The following is a 14,895-nucleotide window of genomic DNA, read 5'->3' on the forward strand; positions in this document are numbered from 1 at the left end:
CCGCTCAGCCGAGCCGCGCGAGCTGGTCGCGCAGGCGCGCGAGCGTGGCGCCGAAGTCGGCCACGCGCTTTTGCTCCTGCGCGATCACCGCGGGCGGAGCCTTGGCGACGAAAGCGGCGTTGCCCAGCTTGCCCTGGGCCTTGGCGATTTCGGCTTCGAGCCGCGCCACCTCTTTACCGAGGCGGGCTTTTTCGGCGGCGACGTCGATCTCCATGTGCAGGCACAGGCGCGCTTCGCTGACCACGGCCACGGGCGCGGCCTGCGCAGCCTGCGCCCAGGCGGCCTCGTCGTCGAACACCTGCACCTCGCTGAGCTTGGCCAGCGCCTGCAACAGCGGCGCCACGCCGCACACGAAGTCCGCCTGGCCCACGGCGTACAGCGGCAGGCGTTGCGCGGGCGAGACGTTCATCTCGCCGCGCAGCGTGCGGCAGGCATCGACCAGCGCCTTGAGCTTCTCCATGTACGCCTCGGCTGCGGTGTCGATGCGTTCGGGCTGCGCCTGCGGGTATTCGGCAATGCTCACCGACGGGCCCGCGCGGCCTGCCACGGGTGCGACGGCCTGCCACAGCGCCTCGGTGATGAACGGAATCAAGGGGTGCGCGAGGCGCAACACGGTCTCGAGCGTGCGGATCAGCGTGCGCCGCGTGGCGCGCTGCTGCGCTACGTTGCCGCACTGGATCTGCACCTTGGCGATCTCGAGGTACCAGTCGCAGAACTCGTTCCAGACGAAGTCGTAGAGTGCGTGCGCGACATGGTCCAGGCGGTACTCGGCAAAGCCCTGCGCGACTTCGGCCTCGGCGCGCTGCAGGCGCGAGACGATCCAGCGGTCGGGCTGGCTGAAATCCAGATAGCCCTCCTTGCAGCCCGCCGCACTGTGCGCATCGAGCCCGCAGTCCTGCCCCTCGCAGTGCATGAGCACGAAGCGGCTCGCGTTCCAGAGCTTGTTGCAGAAATTGCGGTAACCCTCGCAGCGCTTGCTGTCGAAGTTGATGCTGCGCCCCAGGCTCGCGAGCGCCGCGAAGGTAAAGCGCAGCGCATCGGCGCCGTAGGCCGGGATGCCCTGCGGGAATTCCTTGATCGTCGCCTCGCGCACCTTGGGTGCCGTCTCGGGGCGGCGCAGGCCCGTAGTGCGCTTGGCGATCAGTGGCTCGAGCGCGATGCCGTCGATCAAGTCCACCGGGTCGAGCACGTTGCCCTCGCTCTTGCTCATCTTCTTGCCGTGCGCGTCCAGCACCAGGCCGTGGATATACACATCGCGAAACGGCACGCGCCCCGTGAAGTGGGTGGTCATCATGATCATGCGCGCCACCCAGAAGAAGATGATGTCGTAGCCTGTGACGAGCACGCTGCTGGGCAGGTAGAGGTTGTAGTCGTCGGTGGGCGCGTCGGTCTGGTGCGGCCAGCCCATGGTGCTGAAGGGCACGAGCGCCGACGAATACCAGGTGTCGAGCACGTCGGGGTCACGCCGCAGCGCGCCGGTGTAACCAGCTTTTTGCGCTTTAGCGGCCGCCTCGTCTGCGCTGCGCGCTACAAAAACTGTACCATCTTCAGCGTACCAGGCCGGAATCTGGTGCCCCCACCAGAGCTGGCGGCTGATGCACCAGTCCTGGATGTTGTGCATCCACTGGTTGTAAGTGTTGACCCATTGCTCGGGTACGAAGCGCACCGCGCCCGACGCCACCGCGTCGCGCGCCTTTTGCGCGATGCTCTTGCCCGTGGGGTCTTGCTCGCTCACTTTTTCGAGGGCCACGAACCACTGGTCGGTCAGCATGGGCTCGACCACTTCGCCGGTGCGCGTGCAGACCGGCACCATGAGCTTGTGTTTTTTGGTCTCGACCAGCGCACCCGCGGCCTGCAGGTCTTCGACGATGCGCTTGCGCGCCACGAAGCGGTCCAGGCCGCGGTATTTTTCGGGCGCGTTGTCGTTGATCGTGGCCTGCAGCGTGAGCACGCACAAAAGCGGCAGGCCGTGGCGCTGGCCCACGGCGTAGTCGTTGGCGTCGTGCGCGGGCGTGACCTTGACCACGCCGGTGCCGAATTCCTTGTCCACGTAGCTGTCGGCGATCACCGGGATCTCGCGTCCCACGAGCGGCAGGATCACGCTTTTGCCGACAAGATGGCGGTAGCGCTCGTCCTCGGGGTGCACCATCACGGCCACGTCGCCGAGCATGGTTTCGGGCCGCGTCGTCGCCACCGTGAGGCTGCCGCTGCCGTCGGCGAGCGGGTAGGCGATGTGCCAGAGGAAGCCGTCGCGCTCTTCATTTTCGACCTCGAGGTCGGAGACGGCCGATTGCAGCTTCGGGTCCCAGTTGACGAGCCGCTTGCCGCGGTAGATCAGGCCCTGTTCGTGCAGGCGCACGAAGGTTTCGGTGACCACCTGCGACAGGCGCGCGTCCATGGTGAAGTATTCGCGGCTCCAGTCCACGCTGTCGCCCAGGCGGCGCATCTGCTGCGTGATGGTGCTGCCGCTGCGCTCCTTCCACTCCCACACTTTGGCGACGAAGTTGCGGCGCGCCTCCTCGGGCGTGGCGCCGAGGTCGTGGCGCGAGAGGCCCTGCTCCTGCAGCTGGCGCTCGACCACGATCTGCGTGGCGATGCCCGCGTGGTCGGTGCCCGGCACCCACACCGTGTTGCAGCCGCGCATGCGGTGGTAGCGCGTGAGGCTGTCCATGATGGTCTGGTTGAACGCATGCCCCATGTGCAGCGTGCCCGTGACGTTGGGCGGCGGCAGCTGGATGCAAAACGGCGGCGCGTCTTCCGTCGGGCGGCCCGTGCCGCGGTAACCCGCGGCGCCGTAGCCGCGGCGCTCCCACTCGGGGCCCCAGAAGGCCTCGAGCGGGGCGGGGTCGAAGGATTTGGACAGGTTGGCCAGGCCGGGCTGTTGGGGGGTGTCGCTCATCGGTCGCACGTGAAAACGGCACCCCATGCGGATGCCGTCGGGTTGATAGGCAGGAAAGACAAAGATTCTAGCGAGCCCTTTCCTGCGAGCGCTCCATCCGAGCAGACGCTCAGGCCAATGCCGCGAGCAGCGCGGCGTCGAACGCCTGCGCGCGCTCGAACTGCACCCAGTGGCCCGCGTCCGGGATCAGCGTCAGGCCGCGGAAGTCGGGCGCGGCTGCGGCGTAGGCGTCTTCGAGCTGGTGGATCCAGTCTTTGTAGAGTGCGTCGTACTGGCCATAGATGGCGTGCACGGGGCAGGGCACGCGCGGCAGCGAGCGCGCGAGGATGTCGGTGTGCGACAGCCGCCGGTGCGGCGCACGATCGCGCAGCACGTTGGCCACGTGCAGCCGCAGCGCGAAGTCGTCGATGCGCGCCTTGTCCCAGAGCATCAGCGCGCCGAGGTTGTAGCGGTGAATGTCAAGCTGCTCCTCAAGCGTGGGCAGATGGCGCCAGGCCTTGAGCTCGAACTGGCGCTTGGGCACCACGCCCATCGCGGGCGCGCCCACGAGCACGAGGCGGCGCGCGAGCTGCGGGTGCGCGGCCAGCAGCAGGCCCGCGGTGAGCCCGCCGAACGAAAAGCCGACCAGATCGCAGGGCTGGCCGCCCAGCAATTGCACGAGCCCCGCGCGCAGCGGCTCGACCGCGCCGTCGGCGTCGCCACCGAACGGCGAGCTTGCCGAGTCGCCAAAACCGGGCAGATCGGGTACCCAGACCTGGTGCCCCGCGTCCACGAGCACTTCGATGTTGCGCAGCCAGTGCGTCCAGCTGCCGGCGCCGCCATGAAACAGCACGAGCGGCGCCGCGCCGGGCCGCGCCTGGCCCCAGACATGCCAGACCAGCGCGCCCGTGCCGCAGGGCGTGGTGTGGCGCGTGGCCAGGGACTCGAGGGCGCGTGCTTCTTCGGGGAGGGAAAAATCTTGTTCCATACCAAAACGATCAGAAACCTGCCAGGCCGTCTATGGCCAGCGCGTAACCTTGCACGCCAAAGCCGCACAGCTGCGCCCTGGCCGCAGCGGCGATGTAGGAGTGGTGGCGAAATGGCTCGCGCGCATGCACGTTGCTGATGTGCAGCTCGACGAGCGGCACGCCCGTGCCCTTGATGGCGTCGAGCAGCGCGATGCTGGTGTGCGTGTAGGCGCCGGCGTTGAGCACCACGCCCGCGAGTGCGCCCGTGGCGTGCAGGCGCCCGGCCTCGTGCAGCCAGTCCACGAGCGCGCCTTCGTGGTTGCTTTGGTGAAAGCGCAGCGCAAAACCATGGCGTGCGCAGGCCGCGGCGCACAGCTGTTCGACGTCGGCCAGGGTCTGCGCGCCGTAAATGGCGGGCTCGCGCGTGCCCAGCAGGTTCAGGTTGGGGCCATTGAGGACGAAAACGGTTTTCACGGGGAATCGGCTCCAGACGATGCCACCACTGGCAACGGTGGCAAGGAAGATGGGAGCCGATTATGCGGTGCGCGGGAAAGCGGCCGGGCCGCTCAGGGCAGGGCTGCGGCGGCAGCCCAGAGAAACCATGGGCAACGAAGCATTGGCAACTGGCAGAGGCAAAGTCAGCGCCTATGGCCTTCCCACCCGTGCCCATGACGATGGTGGTGGCCGCCGTGGTGCCAGCCGCGCGGTGCCACGACCACAGGCGCGCCGTAATAGACGGGGCGCGGAGCGTAATAGACGGGCCGCGGGGCGTAAACCACGGGTGCTGGCGCATAGTAAACCGGTGCCGGCGCGATCACTGGGGCTACCACGGCCGGGTAGGCATTGCCCACGCCTACGGCCACGCCCGGCGATGCCACGCCGACCGACCAATACACCGAGTCACGTGCCTGCGCGGCGCCAGCGCCCAACAACAACGCTGCACCCAAGCCCAGGCTGGCGATGGCAAAGCGGGAAGAAAAACGAGCTTTTTTCATGGAAATCTCCTTCGAGACCGTTTTAGTCTTGCTGTCCGGGCCTTGCAAAGGCTGCCGGACTTGTGGATATAACGCAGCAATTGCGCCCCAGGATGTCACACGCCAGCGTGAAGCTTGTTTCTGCACGTAAACGCGATACGCCGTGGCGCAGGGTGCGGGAGGTGTAGCGGCGCCTCGGTGTCGCGCGTGGAGCGTGCCTACAATCGCCGCCATGAGTTCGTCGCATTCCTCCGCCAACGCCCCCGGTAGCGCTCAAGACGCCGCTGCACCGCGCCCGCCGTCGCCCCCGCCCAGCAATTTTCTGCGCCAGATCATCGAGCACGACCTCGCGCAAGGCAAATTCGCCCAGGCACGCTGGGGCGGCAGCCCGGGCGACGCGGCGCACCATGCCACAGGGCCGCTCGACCCGGCGCGCATCCGCACGCGCTTTCCGCCCGAGCCCAACGGCTATTTGCACATAGGCCACGCCAAGAGCATCTGCCTGAATTTCGGCCTGGCGCGCGACTACGGCGGCGTGTGCCATCTGCGCTTCGACGACACCAATCCCGAAAAAGAAGACCAGGAGTACGTGGACGGCATCATCGACGCGGTGCGCTGGCTCGGCTTCGACTGGCACGCCTTCGGCACCGAGCACCTCTACTACGCGAGCAGCTATTTCGACTTCATGTACCGCGCGGCCGAGTACCTGATCGAGCAGGGCTTGGCCTACGTCGATGAGCAAACGCCCGAAGAGATGCGCGCGCGCCGCGGCGACTTTGCCACGCCGGGGGTGGACAGCCCCTACCGCACGCGCAGCGTGGCCGAGAACCTCGCGCGCTTTCGCCAGATGAAGGAGGGCGAGCTGCCCGACGGCGCCGCGGTGCTGCGTGCCAGGATCGACATGGCCTCGCCCAACATCAACCTGCGCGATCCGGCGCTCTACCGCATCAAGCATGCCGCGCACCACGCCACCGGCATGCGCTGGTGCATCTACCCGATGTACACCTTTGCGCACCCGATCGAGGACGCGCTCGAGCGCATCACGCACAGCATCTGCACGCTCGAATTCGAAGACCAGCGCCCGTTCTACGACTGGCTGCTCGACCACCTCGCCGCGGGCGGGTTGATTGCCACGCCGCAGCCGCGCCAGTACGAGTTCGCACGCTTGAATCTGACCTATGTGGTCACGAGCAAGCGCAAGCTCAAGCACCTGGTCGATACCGGCATCGTGCAAGGCTGGGACGATCCGCGCATGCCCACCATCGTCGGCCTGCGCCGCCGCGGCTACACGCCCGAGGCGATCCAGCTTTTTTGCGAGCGCATCGGCGTCACCAAAGATTACAGTTGGATCGAATACAGCGCCCTCGAAGGCGCGCTGCGCGACGACCTCGAGCACAAGGCGCCGCGCGCGATGGCCGTGCTCGAGCCGCTCAAGCTCGTGCTCACGAACTGGGACGATCTGTTCGGCGCGGGCCACCTCGAACCCTGCGAGCTGCCGGCCCTGCCGCATGCGCCGCAAGACCAGCCCGCGCCGCCGCCGCGCCGCTTCACGCTGGGCAAAGAGGTCTGGATAGAGCGCGACGACTTCACCGAATTGCCGCCCAAGGGCTACAAGCGCCTGTTCCCGAGCAACCGCGTGCGCCTCAAAGGCGGCTTCGTGATCGAATGCACAGGCTGCGTGAAGGACGCGAACGGCCAGGTCACCGAGGTGCACGCCAGCGTGCTGCCGGACACCAAGAGCGGCACGCCCGGCGCGGACAGCGTCAAGGTCAAGGCGGCCATCACCTGGGTGGGCGTGGCCGACGGCATCAGCGCCGAAGTGCGCCTTTACGACCGCCTGTTCACCGACGCGCAGCCCGACGCGGGCGGCAAAGACTTTTTGCAGCTGCTCAACCCGCAGAGCCTGCGCGTGCTGCAGGCCATCGTCGAGCCTTCACTCGCCACGGCACGGGCCGACGACAAGTTCCAGTTCGAGCGCCATGGCTACTTCGTCGCCGACCGCGTCGAACACACGCCGCAGCACCCCGTGTTCAACCTGGCCGTGGGGCTCAAGGACAGCTGGGGCAAGTGAGCCTGGCAAAAGGACTTTCCATGGGCAAAGATCAACCCGCGACACCCCCAGCCAACGCGCCAGCGACGGGTGACAAAAGAACAGCCACGGACAGACGCCAGCTGGAGCAAGGCCCACCCACGCGCCACGAGCGGCGGCGCACGATCGAAAGGCGCCAGCCCGAGGTCGAGGAGTTGCACCTTTCAGCAGAAGACTTGGAAGCGCTGGGTTTTACGCCTACGAAGCCTGCAGGTGAACATAAAAAACAATAGCTGCCAACGCTTTCCCTGACTGCATAGGACGCCTTTTTTATCCAAATTTCCCGGTCAGGGCAAACCCCTTGAGCAGCTGCGCGCACAGCAGATAGACGAGCACCAGCAGCGCCATCCCGCCGAGCATGTCCCAGCCCGGCTGCACGAAGCCGAACCACCCGCCCAGCGGCGTGAACGGCAGCACCAGGGCCACGGCGAGCGCCACCAGGGACGATGCCGTGAGCGCGGGGTGCGGCCTGTCCTGCCAGGGCAGGGCGCGCGTGCGGATGATGAAGATCACCAGAATCTGCGTGGCCATGGATTCCATGAACCACAGCGTGTGAAACGCCTCGGGCGTCGCGTGGTAGAGCCACAGCAGGCCCGCGAATGTGGCCAGGTCGAACAGCGAGGACAGCGGCCCCATGATGCCCGCAAAGCGCAGCAGGCCGTGCATGTCCCACACCTGCGGGCGCGCCAGGGCTTCGGGACGCACGGTGTCGAAGGGGATGCCGACCTCGGAAAAGTCGTACAGCAGGTTGTTGAGCAGCACCTGCGTGGGCAGCATGGGCAAAAAGGGCAGCAGCAGCGAGGCCACGGCCATGGACAGCATGTTGCCGAAATTGGAGCTCGCCCCCATGCGCACGTACTTGAGGATGTTGACGAAGGTGCGCCGCCCTTCCTCGACGCCGTCGGCCACGACTTGCAGGTCCGAGGCCAGCAGGATCATGTCCGCCGCGGCCTGCGCCACGCCGCTCGCGCCCTCCACCGACAGGCCCACGTCGGCCGCCTTGAGCGCGGGTGCGTCGTTGATGCCGTCGCCCAGAAAGCCCGTGACCGTACCGCGTGCCTGCAGCGCATGCACGATGCGCGCCTTCTGGTCGGGCGTGAGGCGGCCATAGACGTCCACAGCCTGTACCTGCACCGCGAGCGCCTCGTTGCTGAGCTGCGCGACCTCGGCGCCCGTGAGCACCTGCTCGGCGCGCAGCCCCATCTGCTGCGCGAGCCGCTGCACCACGACGGGGTCGTCGCCCGAGAGTATCTTGAGCCGCACTCCGGCCGCGGCGAGCCGCGCGATCGCCGCGGGCGCGCTCGGCTTGGGCGGATCGGCGAAGGCGCACAAGCCCTCGAAGACGAGCTCCGACTCCTCCTCGGGGCCGAGTTCCTGCGGCACGGCATCCTGCGGCGCCCAGCGCCGCGAGGCCACGGCGAGCACGCGCAGGCCCTGCTGCGCGAGCTGGCGCAGGCGCGCGGCGTCCTGCGCGCGTTCGGCTTCGCCCTGCGGCAGCAGCTGGTCGCCCACGCGCCGCTGCGTGCACAGCGGCAAAACGGCCTCCGGGGCGCCTTTGACGATCAGCAGGCGCTCTGTGTTCGATAGCGCATCATGCGCTGCACCATTAGCGTTATGTGCAGTTTGGCGTTCGGCCAGCACGCTCCCCAGGCGCCGGCTGAAGTCGAACGCCTGGCGGCGCAGCAGCGTCCAGCCCTGCGCCGCCTCGGGGTGCGCGGTCTGTAGCGCCGCGTCGAGCGCGCCGCGGTCGCCGCCCAGATCGGCAGCGATGGCGGCGAGCTGCGCGGCGCGCGGGTCGGGGCTGCCGTCTGCGCCCAGGCTGCGGTCGAGCGCGATCTCGGCGCGCGTCAGCGTGCCGGTCTTGTCGGTGCACAGCACCGTCATCGCGCCCAGGTCGTGGATGCTCGCGAGGCGCTTGACGATCACCTTGCGCGCCGCCATGCGCAGCGCCCCGCGCGAGAGCGTCACGGTGGTGATCATGGGCAGCAGTTCGGGCGTGAGCCCCACGGCCAGCGCCACGGCGAACAGCAGCGATTCGAGCACAGCCCGGCCGAACAGCGTGTGCGCCGTGAGCACCAACAGCACGAGCGCGAGCGTCAGGCGCGCCGTCATCAGGCCGAAGGCGTGCATGTCGCGCTCGAACGGCGAGGGCTGCTGCGCCTCGCCGAGCACCAGCGCGGCCGCGCCGAACACCGTATTGCGCCCCGTGCCAGCGACCAGCGCCAGCGCCTCACCCGTTTGCGCCACGGCGCCGCGAAACAGCGCGTTGCGCGCCTCGGCCGGGCTGCTGGAATCGACCACGCCGGGGCGCTTTTCGACGGGATAGGGCTCGCCCGTGAGCGCCGCCTCGCCGGCAGTGAAGGCGTCGGCCTGCAGCACCAGCGCGTCGGCGGGGATGATGTCGCCCGCGCGCACGCGGATCACGTCGCCAGGCACGATGTCCTGCACCGGCACTTGGCGAAAAGTGCCGTCGCGCAGCACCTCGGCGCGCAGCGCCACGGACTGGCGCAGCATCTCGGCAGCGCGCGTGGCGCGTCCTTCCTGCAGCGTGTCCAGGCCGATCGAGAGGCAAAGAATCGCCACGATGATGCCTCCGCCCACGTTGTCGCCCGTGGCGGCCGAGATGGCGCCTGCGCCCAGCAGGATCAGCGAAAGCGGCTCCAAAAGGCGCCGCCCTATGGCGCGCAGCAGGCCACGGCTGGGCGGTGCTGCGTCGCTGTTGGGCCCGTAACGTGCAAGCCGCGCCTGCGCCTCGCTCGCGCTGAGCCCTGCGGTGCTGCACCGCAGCTGGGCATAGAGCGCCTCGGGCGGTTGTTGCCAAAAAGGCAACTGGGGCGCGGGCGCTGGGCTCATGGGTAAGCTCCTCGGGTGTGGGGGAGGGCTAGTTGTCCAGTCCCGGACGATCATAAGGCCGCCGATGGAACAAATGAGGGTGTGAATCGTACCACCCACTCATAGCCTGCATAGGCGTCTTGCTCTGCAGGGCTGATTGGGGCAAGTGGTGGTTGTAGAGCTGCACATACCGCAGCAAAGTCTGCCTCAAGTCATACCGCTGTGAAACTGAACTGGCCCCCGGAAAATGGACGCCACGAGGTTTGTAAGCTTGCGGGAAAAAGATGAATAGAGGAGCAGATCGTAGATACACAGGCCGAAATTTCGGGAAGCTCGGTCATGGAAGCGTCGATGGTCTGCAACAGCAGATCACGCTGTGCTGCTGTCGGTGCAAGTTCCACGAGGGTGTGGCGGCCATAGCGTGTGACGGGGATGTATTCGGGCGCCGCGGGTTCGAGCGCCACAGGCGCTTCCTCCGCGGATATCGAACGCGACTGGCGTCGAGGTTGTTGCGCAGCCTCTGGCCAGGTCTGCGGTTAGCAGGCCGGCGCCGAACAGTCGCAGGTATGGGTGAATTGCAGGTATGGCATCGGCTCTTATGTTGCGATACCGATACCTTCGCGGCGCGCCGCAGTGCGGTCAGCCAGGAATGCGAACTGGGGCCTTCCGCATTCCCGGCTCGGGCGCTATCCACTGCCGGGTCAGTGAAAATCCCGGCTCTTGTTCGTCGCCTCGGCCAGCCGACCCAGCAGCGGCGTCAGATCCACCAGTCGTGCTGCCACCACGTTGCACACGTCGCCCTCGCGTTGCCATCGGCCCTGTACGGCCAGCAGCCTCGATTGCAGCAGCGCCGCGCGCTGGCGCTCACGCACGCTCTTCCACACGATCACCTGGACCACCCCGGTTTCGTCTTCCAACGAGACGAAGATCACGCCCTTGGCCGTCTGTGGCTGCTGGCGCAGCGTGACGATCCCGCAGCAGCGCACCAGCCGGCCATCGGGCAGGTCTTGCAGTTCCTGCGCGCTTTGCAGGCGGCGCTTGCGCAGCATCGGCCGCAGTAGCGCCAGCGGGTGGCGTCGCAGGGTGAGGCCGGTGCTGACGTAGTCGAAGACGATCTCCTCGCCCTCGGGCGCGGCGGGCAGCTCCAGGAAGTCTTCGTTCACCGGCGCATCGCGCAAGAGCCTTGGCGTGGCCTTGAGTGCAGAAGCCTCCCAAACCTGCTGGCGTCGGTGTCCGGCCAAGCTGGCGAGTGCGTCCGCGCCGGCGAGCCGGCGCATGTCCTGCTCATCCAGTGCCGCGCGCCGCGCCAGGTCCTCGGCGTCCTCGAACAGGCTTTGCGCCCGTGCGGCCACGATGCGCTCGGCTGCCATGCCCGGCATCCCTGCGATCATGCGTAGGCCCAGTCGCACTGCGGGCGGATCTTCCAAGCCTTCCAGGGTGCAGTCCCAGTCGCTGGCCAGCACGTCGGCCGGGCGTACCTCCACGCCGTGGCGGTGCGCGTCCTGCACCAACTGCGAGGGTGAGTAGAAGCCCAGCGGTTGGCTGTTGAGCATCGCGGCCAGGAACTCGGCGGGGTGGTGCCGCTTGATCCAGCACGAGGCGTAGACCAGCAGCGCGAAGCTCGCCGCATGGCTTTCGGGAAAGCCGTATTCGCTAAACCCTTGAATCTGGTCGAAGATCGACTCGGCGAATTCGCGCTCGTAGCCGCGCGCGGTCATGCCGTCCACTAGCTTGGCGTAGTACTTCTCCAGGCCCCCCTTGCGCTTCCAAGCCGCCATCGAGCGACGTAGCTGGTCGGCCTCGCCGGGACTGAAGCCCGCAGCGAGCACGGCGATTTGCATCACCTGTTCCTGGAAGATGGGCACGCCCAGCGTGCGGCCCAGCGCCTCGCGCAGTGCCTCGCTCGGATAGCTCACCGGCTCGATGCCCTGGCGCCGGTTGAGGTAGGGATGCACCATACCACCCTGGATTGGCCCGGGCCGGATGATCGCCACCTCGATCACTAAGTCGTAGAAGCACTGCGGCCGCAGGCGCGCAAGCATGCTCTTCTGGGCGCGCGACTCGATCTGGAACACGCCCACCGTGTCGGCCCGGCTGATCATCTCGTAGGTCTGCGGGTCTTCCGCCGGGATGTCCTGCATCTCGAAGGCATGGCCCCGGCGTTCGCCGATGAAGGTCAGTGCCTTGCGGATCGCGGTGAGCATGCCCAGCGCCAGCACGTCCACCTTCAGCAAGCCCATGGCGTCCAAGTCATCCTTGTCCCACTCGATCACCGTGCGGTCTTCCATTGCCGCGTTCTCGATCGGCACCGTGCGCGACAGCGGTCCGCGCGTGAGCACGAATCCGCCCACGTGCTGGCTCAGGTGGCGGGGGAAGCCCAGCAACTGGCTGGCCAGGCGCACCAGCTGGCGCACCTTCAGGCTGTCCAGGGACAGGCCCACCTCGGCCAGCCGCTCGGGTGCGATCTTCTTGCCGTCCCACCATTGATGGCCCTTGGCGAGCGCGTCCAGCGTCTCGGGCTCGAATCCCAGCGCCTTGCCCACGTCGCGGATCGCGCTCTTGGGCCGGTAGCTGATCACCACGGCCGTCAGCGCGGCGCGCTCGCGGCCGTACTTGTGGTACAGGTACTGGATGACTTCTTCACGGCGCTCGTGCTCGAAGTCCACGTCGATGTCGGGCGGTTCGCCGCGTTCCTTGCTGATGAAGCGCTCGAACAGCATCGCCATGCGGGCAGGGTCCACCTCCGTGATCCCCGTGCAGTAGCAGACCACCGAATTGGCCGCGCTGCCCCGGCCTTGGCAAAGGATATGGCGCGAGCGCGCGAAGGCCACGATGTCGGCAACGGTAAGGAAATACGGCTCGTAGTTCAGTTCCGAGATCAGCGCCAGCTCGTGCTCGATCTGTTCCTGCACCTTGGCCGGAATGCCATCGGGCCAACGCCGCCCGGCACCTTCGTATGTGATGCGGCGCAGATGGCTAGCCGGTGTCTCTCCAGGGGGAACGACTTCCTCGGGATACTGGTAGCACAGTTCATCGAGCGAGAAGTTGCAGCGCGCCGCCACGCGCAGCGTCTCGGCCAGCAGTTCGGGCGGATAGGTCTGCGCCAGGCGCAGGCGCGAGCGCAGATGCCGCTCCGCGTTCGGCTGCAAACCTCGGCCGCAGTGCGTCAGCGCCTTGCCCAGGCGCGTGGCGGTGAGGACGTCCTGCAGCATCTTGCGCGAGCGCAGGTGCATGTGGACGTCGCCACACGCGACCAGTGGAATTAAGGTCAGGTCGCTGACCTCGCGCAGCCGGTGTAGCCACATTTCATCGTCCAGGCGCCGCAGCAACTCAACGGCCAGCCAGCAGCGGCCGATGAAGCGGTCCAGCACCCAGCGTGCGATGGCGAGCAACTGTTCGGGGGTGGCAGGACGCCGCAGCGAGGCCAGCACCACGCAATCGGTCAGCGCCTGCGGATCGAGGTCGGCTGCGCGCAGCCGGTAGGTGCCCTTCGTCGGCGACGCACGACGCAGGCGGGTGATGAATTCGCAGAGATTCCCGTAACCATTGCCGTTGCATGCGATCACGACCAGTGTGAATGGCGCCAGCGGTTCCTCGGCTTCGACCTCGAACTGGCTGCCGATCAGCAGCTTGAGGCCATGCTCCTTGGCGGCGACGTGGGCGCGCACCACGCCCGCCATCGAGCACTCATCGGCGATGGTCAGCGCGGCGTAGCCGAGCTTGCTGGCCCGCTCGACCAGTTCTTCCGGGTGGCTCGCGCCACGCAGGAAGGAGAAGTTGCTGAGGCACCGGAGTTCCGCGTAGTCCGGCAAGGTGGTGGATGCGCTGGCCATGGCGTGCTCACGCAAACGACCCATGCAAGTACCAAGCCGTGGCGTCACCAGCCAGACGCTCCTGGTAGACCCACAGCACGCCGGCGTACTGGCTCAGCGCAACCCAGTAGTCGCGCTCGACGTGGCGGGTGGACGCATCATCCTCGCCGAGGTGCCACCAGCCGCCTTCCACGCGATGCGGCCCGGACAGCAGCATGAGCGGCCCCTGGTAGATGGGCCGATGGTCGCGCACCGCCAGCCGCTGTGGTTCGGCCAGGATGAAAGTAGGCTGCGGCACGTCGGGCGGCGCGATGCGCTGGCGCGGCAGCGGTTGTGGTGCCGGTTGCCAGTGCTGAGCCCATTCGGGCCGTTCGTCCTCGCACAGCACGGGCCGGCGCACGCGCTCCGGCCCCAGGCGCGCCGCGATGCGCTCCAGCACGAGGGCCAGCGATTCGCTCTCGCTTTTTTCGTCGGGCAGCAGCGAGGCGCTGCGCTCCTCCAGCGGCACCACGTCGATCGCCTCCAGGGCAAGATCGCCCACGGGGGCGAGCAGTTCGACGCGGGCCAGATGCTCGGCCAGCAGGCGGCACAGGTGCTCGACCTGGCGCATGGGATGCGCAATGCGGATCGTCAGCTCGCCGCCTTCGCCGGCATCGTGCGAGCGCATGGTGTCGTGCGCCCAGCGCAGCGTGAACGCCGTCGTGCCCGCATGCCGGGCAGCCAGCCAGCCGCACAATTGAACCAGAAGCCGCCGCGCACCCAAGAGCAGCGCGGGGGCGGTCTCCACCCGGCTCATCAGCTCCAGCCGCGCACGGAAGGTCTCGGACAACTCGATCCAGCCGTGCGCCTCGGGCCGCAGGCCGTAGGCCTGGTCGAGCGCGCCCAGCAGTTCCTTGCCGAAACGCCGGCTTATCCCGCCTCGTGGCAGGCGCCGTACGTCGCCAAGCGTCCGGCATCCCAACTGGGCCAAGGTCAGGTGGTGGGACCTGATGGCCGACAGCGTGCCCATCGGCAGTGCGTCCAGTACCTCTGGCAGTGGGCGATGCACCCCATTGAGCACCCCGGCGCGCACGCACGCCAGCGCTGCCAGGCTGTTGGGCGCCCAGGCGAGCGCGGCCATGCCCAGTTCGCGGCCTTCACTCGCGATGCGCTCGTGCAGTTTCCGGCGCCCGCCGAACAGGCGTGTGCTGGCCTCTACCTCCAGGACGACGGCTTCATCGGCAATGGCAACGCGGGGGGTGAACTGCAAGGCCCAGTTCGCCAGTCCGTGAAGGTCATCACTGGACGGCGGTGTCTCGTCGGGGCCGAAAGGCAATGACAGGGCTGCCCACAGCATCGGCGG

At 67.6% G+C, this 14,895-nt stretch carries 8 protein-coding genes and 2 pseudogenes; 1 reads left to right on the forward strand and 9 read right to left on the reverse strand.

Features of this window, described 5'->3' with window-relative positions:
- Nucleotides 1-4 precede the first annotated feature (4 nt).
- From FK527_RS00835 to FK527_RS00850, 4 genes are all read right to left on the reverse strand, one after another.
- Complete coding sequence (locus FK527_RS00835; RefSeq protein WP_144728732.1) at nt 5-2,899, reverse strand: valine--tRNA ligase; 2,895 nt, start codon at nt 2,897-2,899, stop codon at nt 5-7.
- Between the two features lie 109 nt (nt 2,900-3,008).
- Complete coding sequence (locus tag FK527_RS00840; RefSeq protein WP_144728734.1) at nt 3,009-3,866, reverse strand: alpha/beta fold hydrolase; 858 nt, start codon at nt 3,864-3,866, stop codon at nt 3,009-3,011.
- Nucleotides 3,867-3,876: 10 nt separating this feature from the next.
- Entirely contained in the window at nt 3,877-4,320 is a 444-nt protein-coding gene (gene aroQ, locus FK527_RS00845; RefSeq protein ID WP_144728736.1) for a type II 3-dehydroquinate dehydratase, read from the reverse strand.
- A gap of 164 nt (nt 4,321-4,484) precedes the next feature.
- Nucleotides 4,485-4,841 carry a hypothetical protein gene (locus FK527_RS00850; protein ID WP_144728738.1) on the reverse strand — a complete coding sequence of 119 codons (357 nt, stop codon included), beginning with the start codon at nt 4,839-4,841 and terminating at the stop codon, nt 4,485-4,487.
- Between the two features lie 211 nt (nt 4,842-5,052).
- Between FK527_RS00850 and FK527_RS00855 the strand changes: the two genes are divergently transcribed.
- Nucleotides 5,053-6,891 carry a glutamine--tRNA ligase/YqeY domain fusion protein gene (locus FK527_RS00855; RefSeq protein ID WP_144728740.1) on the forward strand — a complete coding sequence of 613 codons (1,839 nt, stop codon included), beginning with the start codon at nt 5,053-5,055 and terminating at the stop codon, nt 6,889-6,891.
- Nucleotides 6,892-7,179: 288 nt separating this feature from the next.
- On the opposite strand, the gene mgtA is transcribed toward FK527_RS00855, so the two are convergent.
- The 5 genes and pseudogenes from mgtA to FK527_RS00885 all read right to left on the reverse strand — a co-directional run bounded on the left by mgtA (nt 7,180) and on the right by FK527_RS00885 (nt 14,889).
- Nucleotides 7,180-9,762 (reverse strand): magnesium-translocating P-type ATPase, encoded by a 2,583-nt coding sequence (gene mgtA / locus FK527_RS00865; RefSeq protein WP_144728742.1) that lies wholly within the window; start codon nt 9,760-9,762, stop codon nt 7,180-7,182.
- Between the two features lie 28 nt (nt 9,763-9,790).
- Nucleotides 9,791-9,961: pseudogene (locus tag FK527_RS00870) on the reverse strand (IS481 family transposase); the annotation flags it as partial.
- Nucleotides 9,962-10,073: 112 nt separating this feature from the next.
- Nucleotides 10,074-10,326 (reverse strand): annotated as a pseudogene (locus tag FK527_RS00875) (PFGI-1 class ICE element type IV pilus protein PilL2); the annotation flags it as partial.
- 116 nt (nt 10,327-10,442) lie between these two features.
- The gene (locus tag FK527_RS00880; RefSeq protein ID WP_144728744.1) at nt 10,443-13,574 is read right to left on the reverse strand and encodes an error-prone DNA polymerase; all 3,132 of its coding nucleotides are present in this window, start codon (nt 13,572-13,574) and stop codon (nt 10,443-10,445) included.
- Between the two features lie 7 nt (nt 13,575-13,581).
- Complete coding sequence (locus FK527_RS00885; RefSeq protein WP_144728746.1) at nt 13,582-14,889, reverse strand: Y-family DNA polymerase; 1,308 nt, start codon at nt 14,887-14,889, stop codon at nt 13,582-13,584.
- Between the last annotated feature and the right edge of the window lie 6 nt (nt 14,890-14,895).

The sequence above is a fragment of the Extensimonas perlucida genome (assembly GCF_007655255.1).
Taxonomy (GTDB): Bacteria; Pseudomonadota; Gammaproteobacteria; order Burkholderiales; family Burkholderiaceae_C; genus Extensimonas; species Extensimonas perlucida.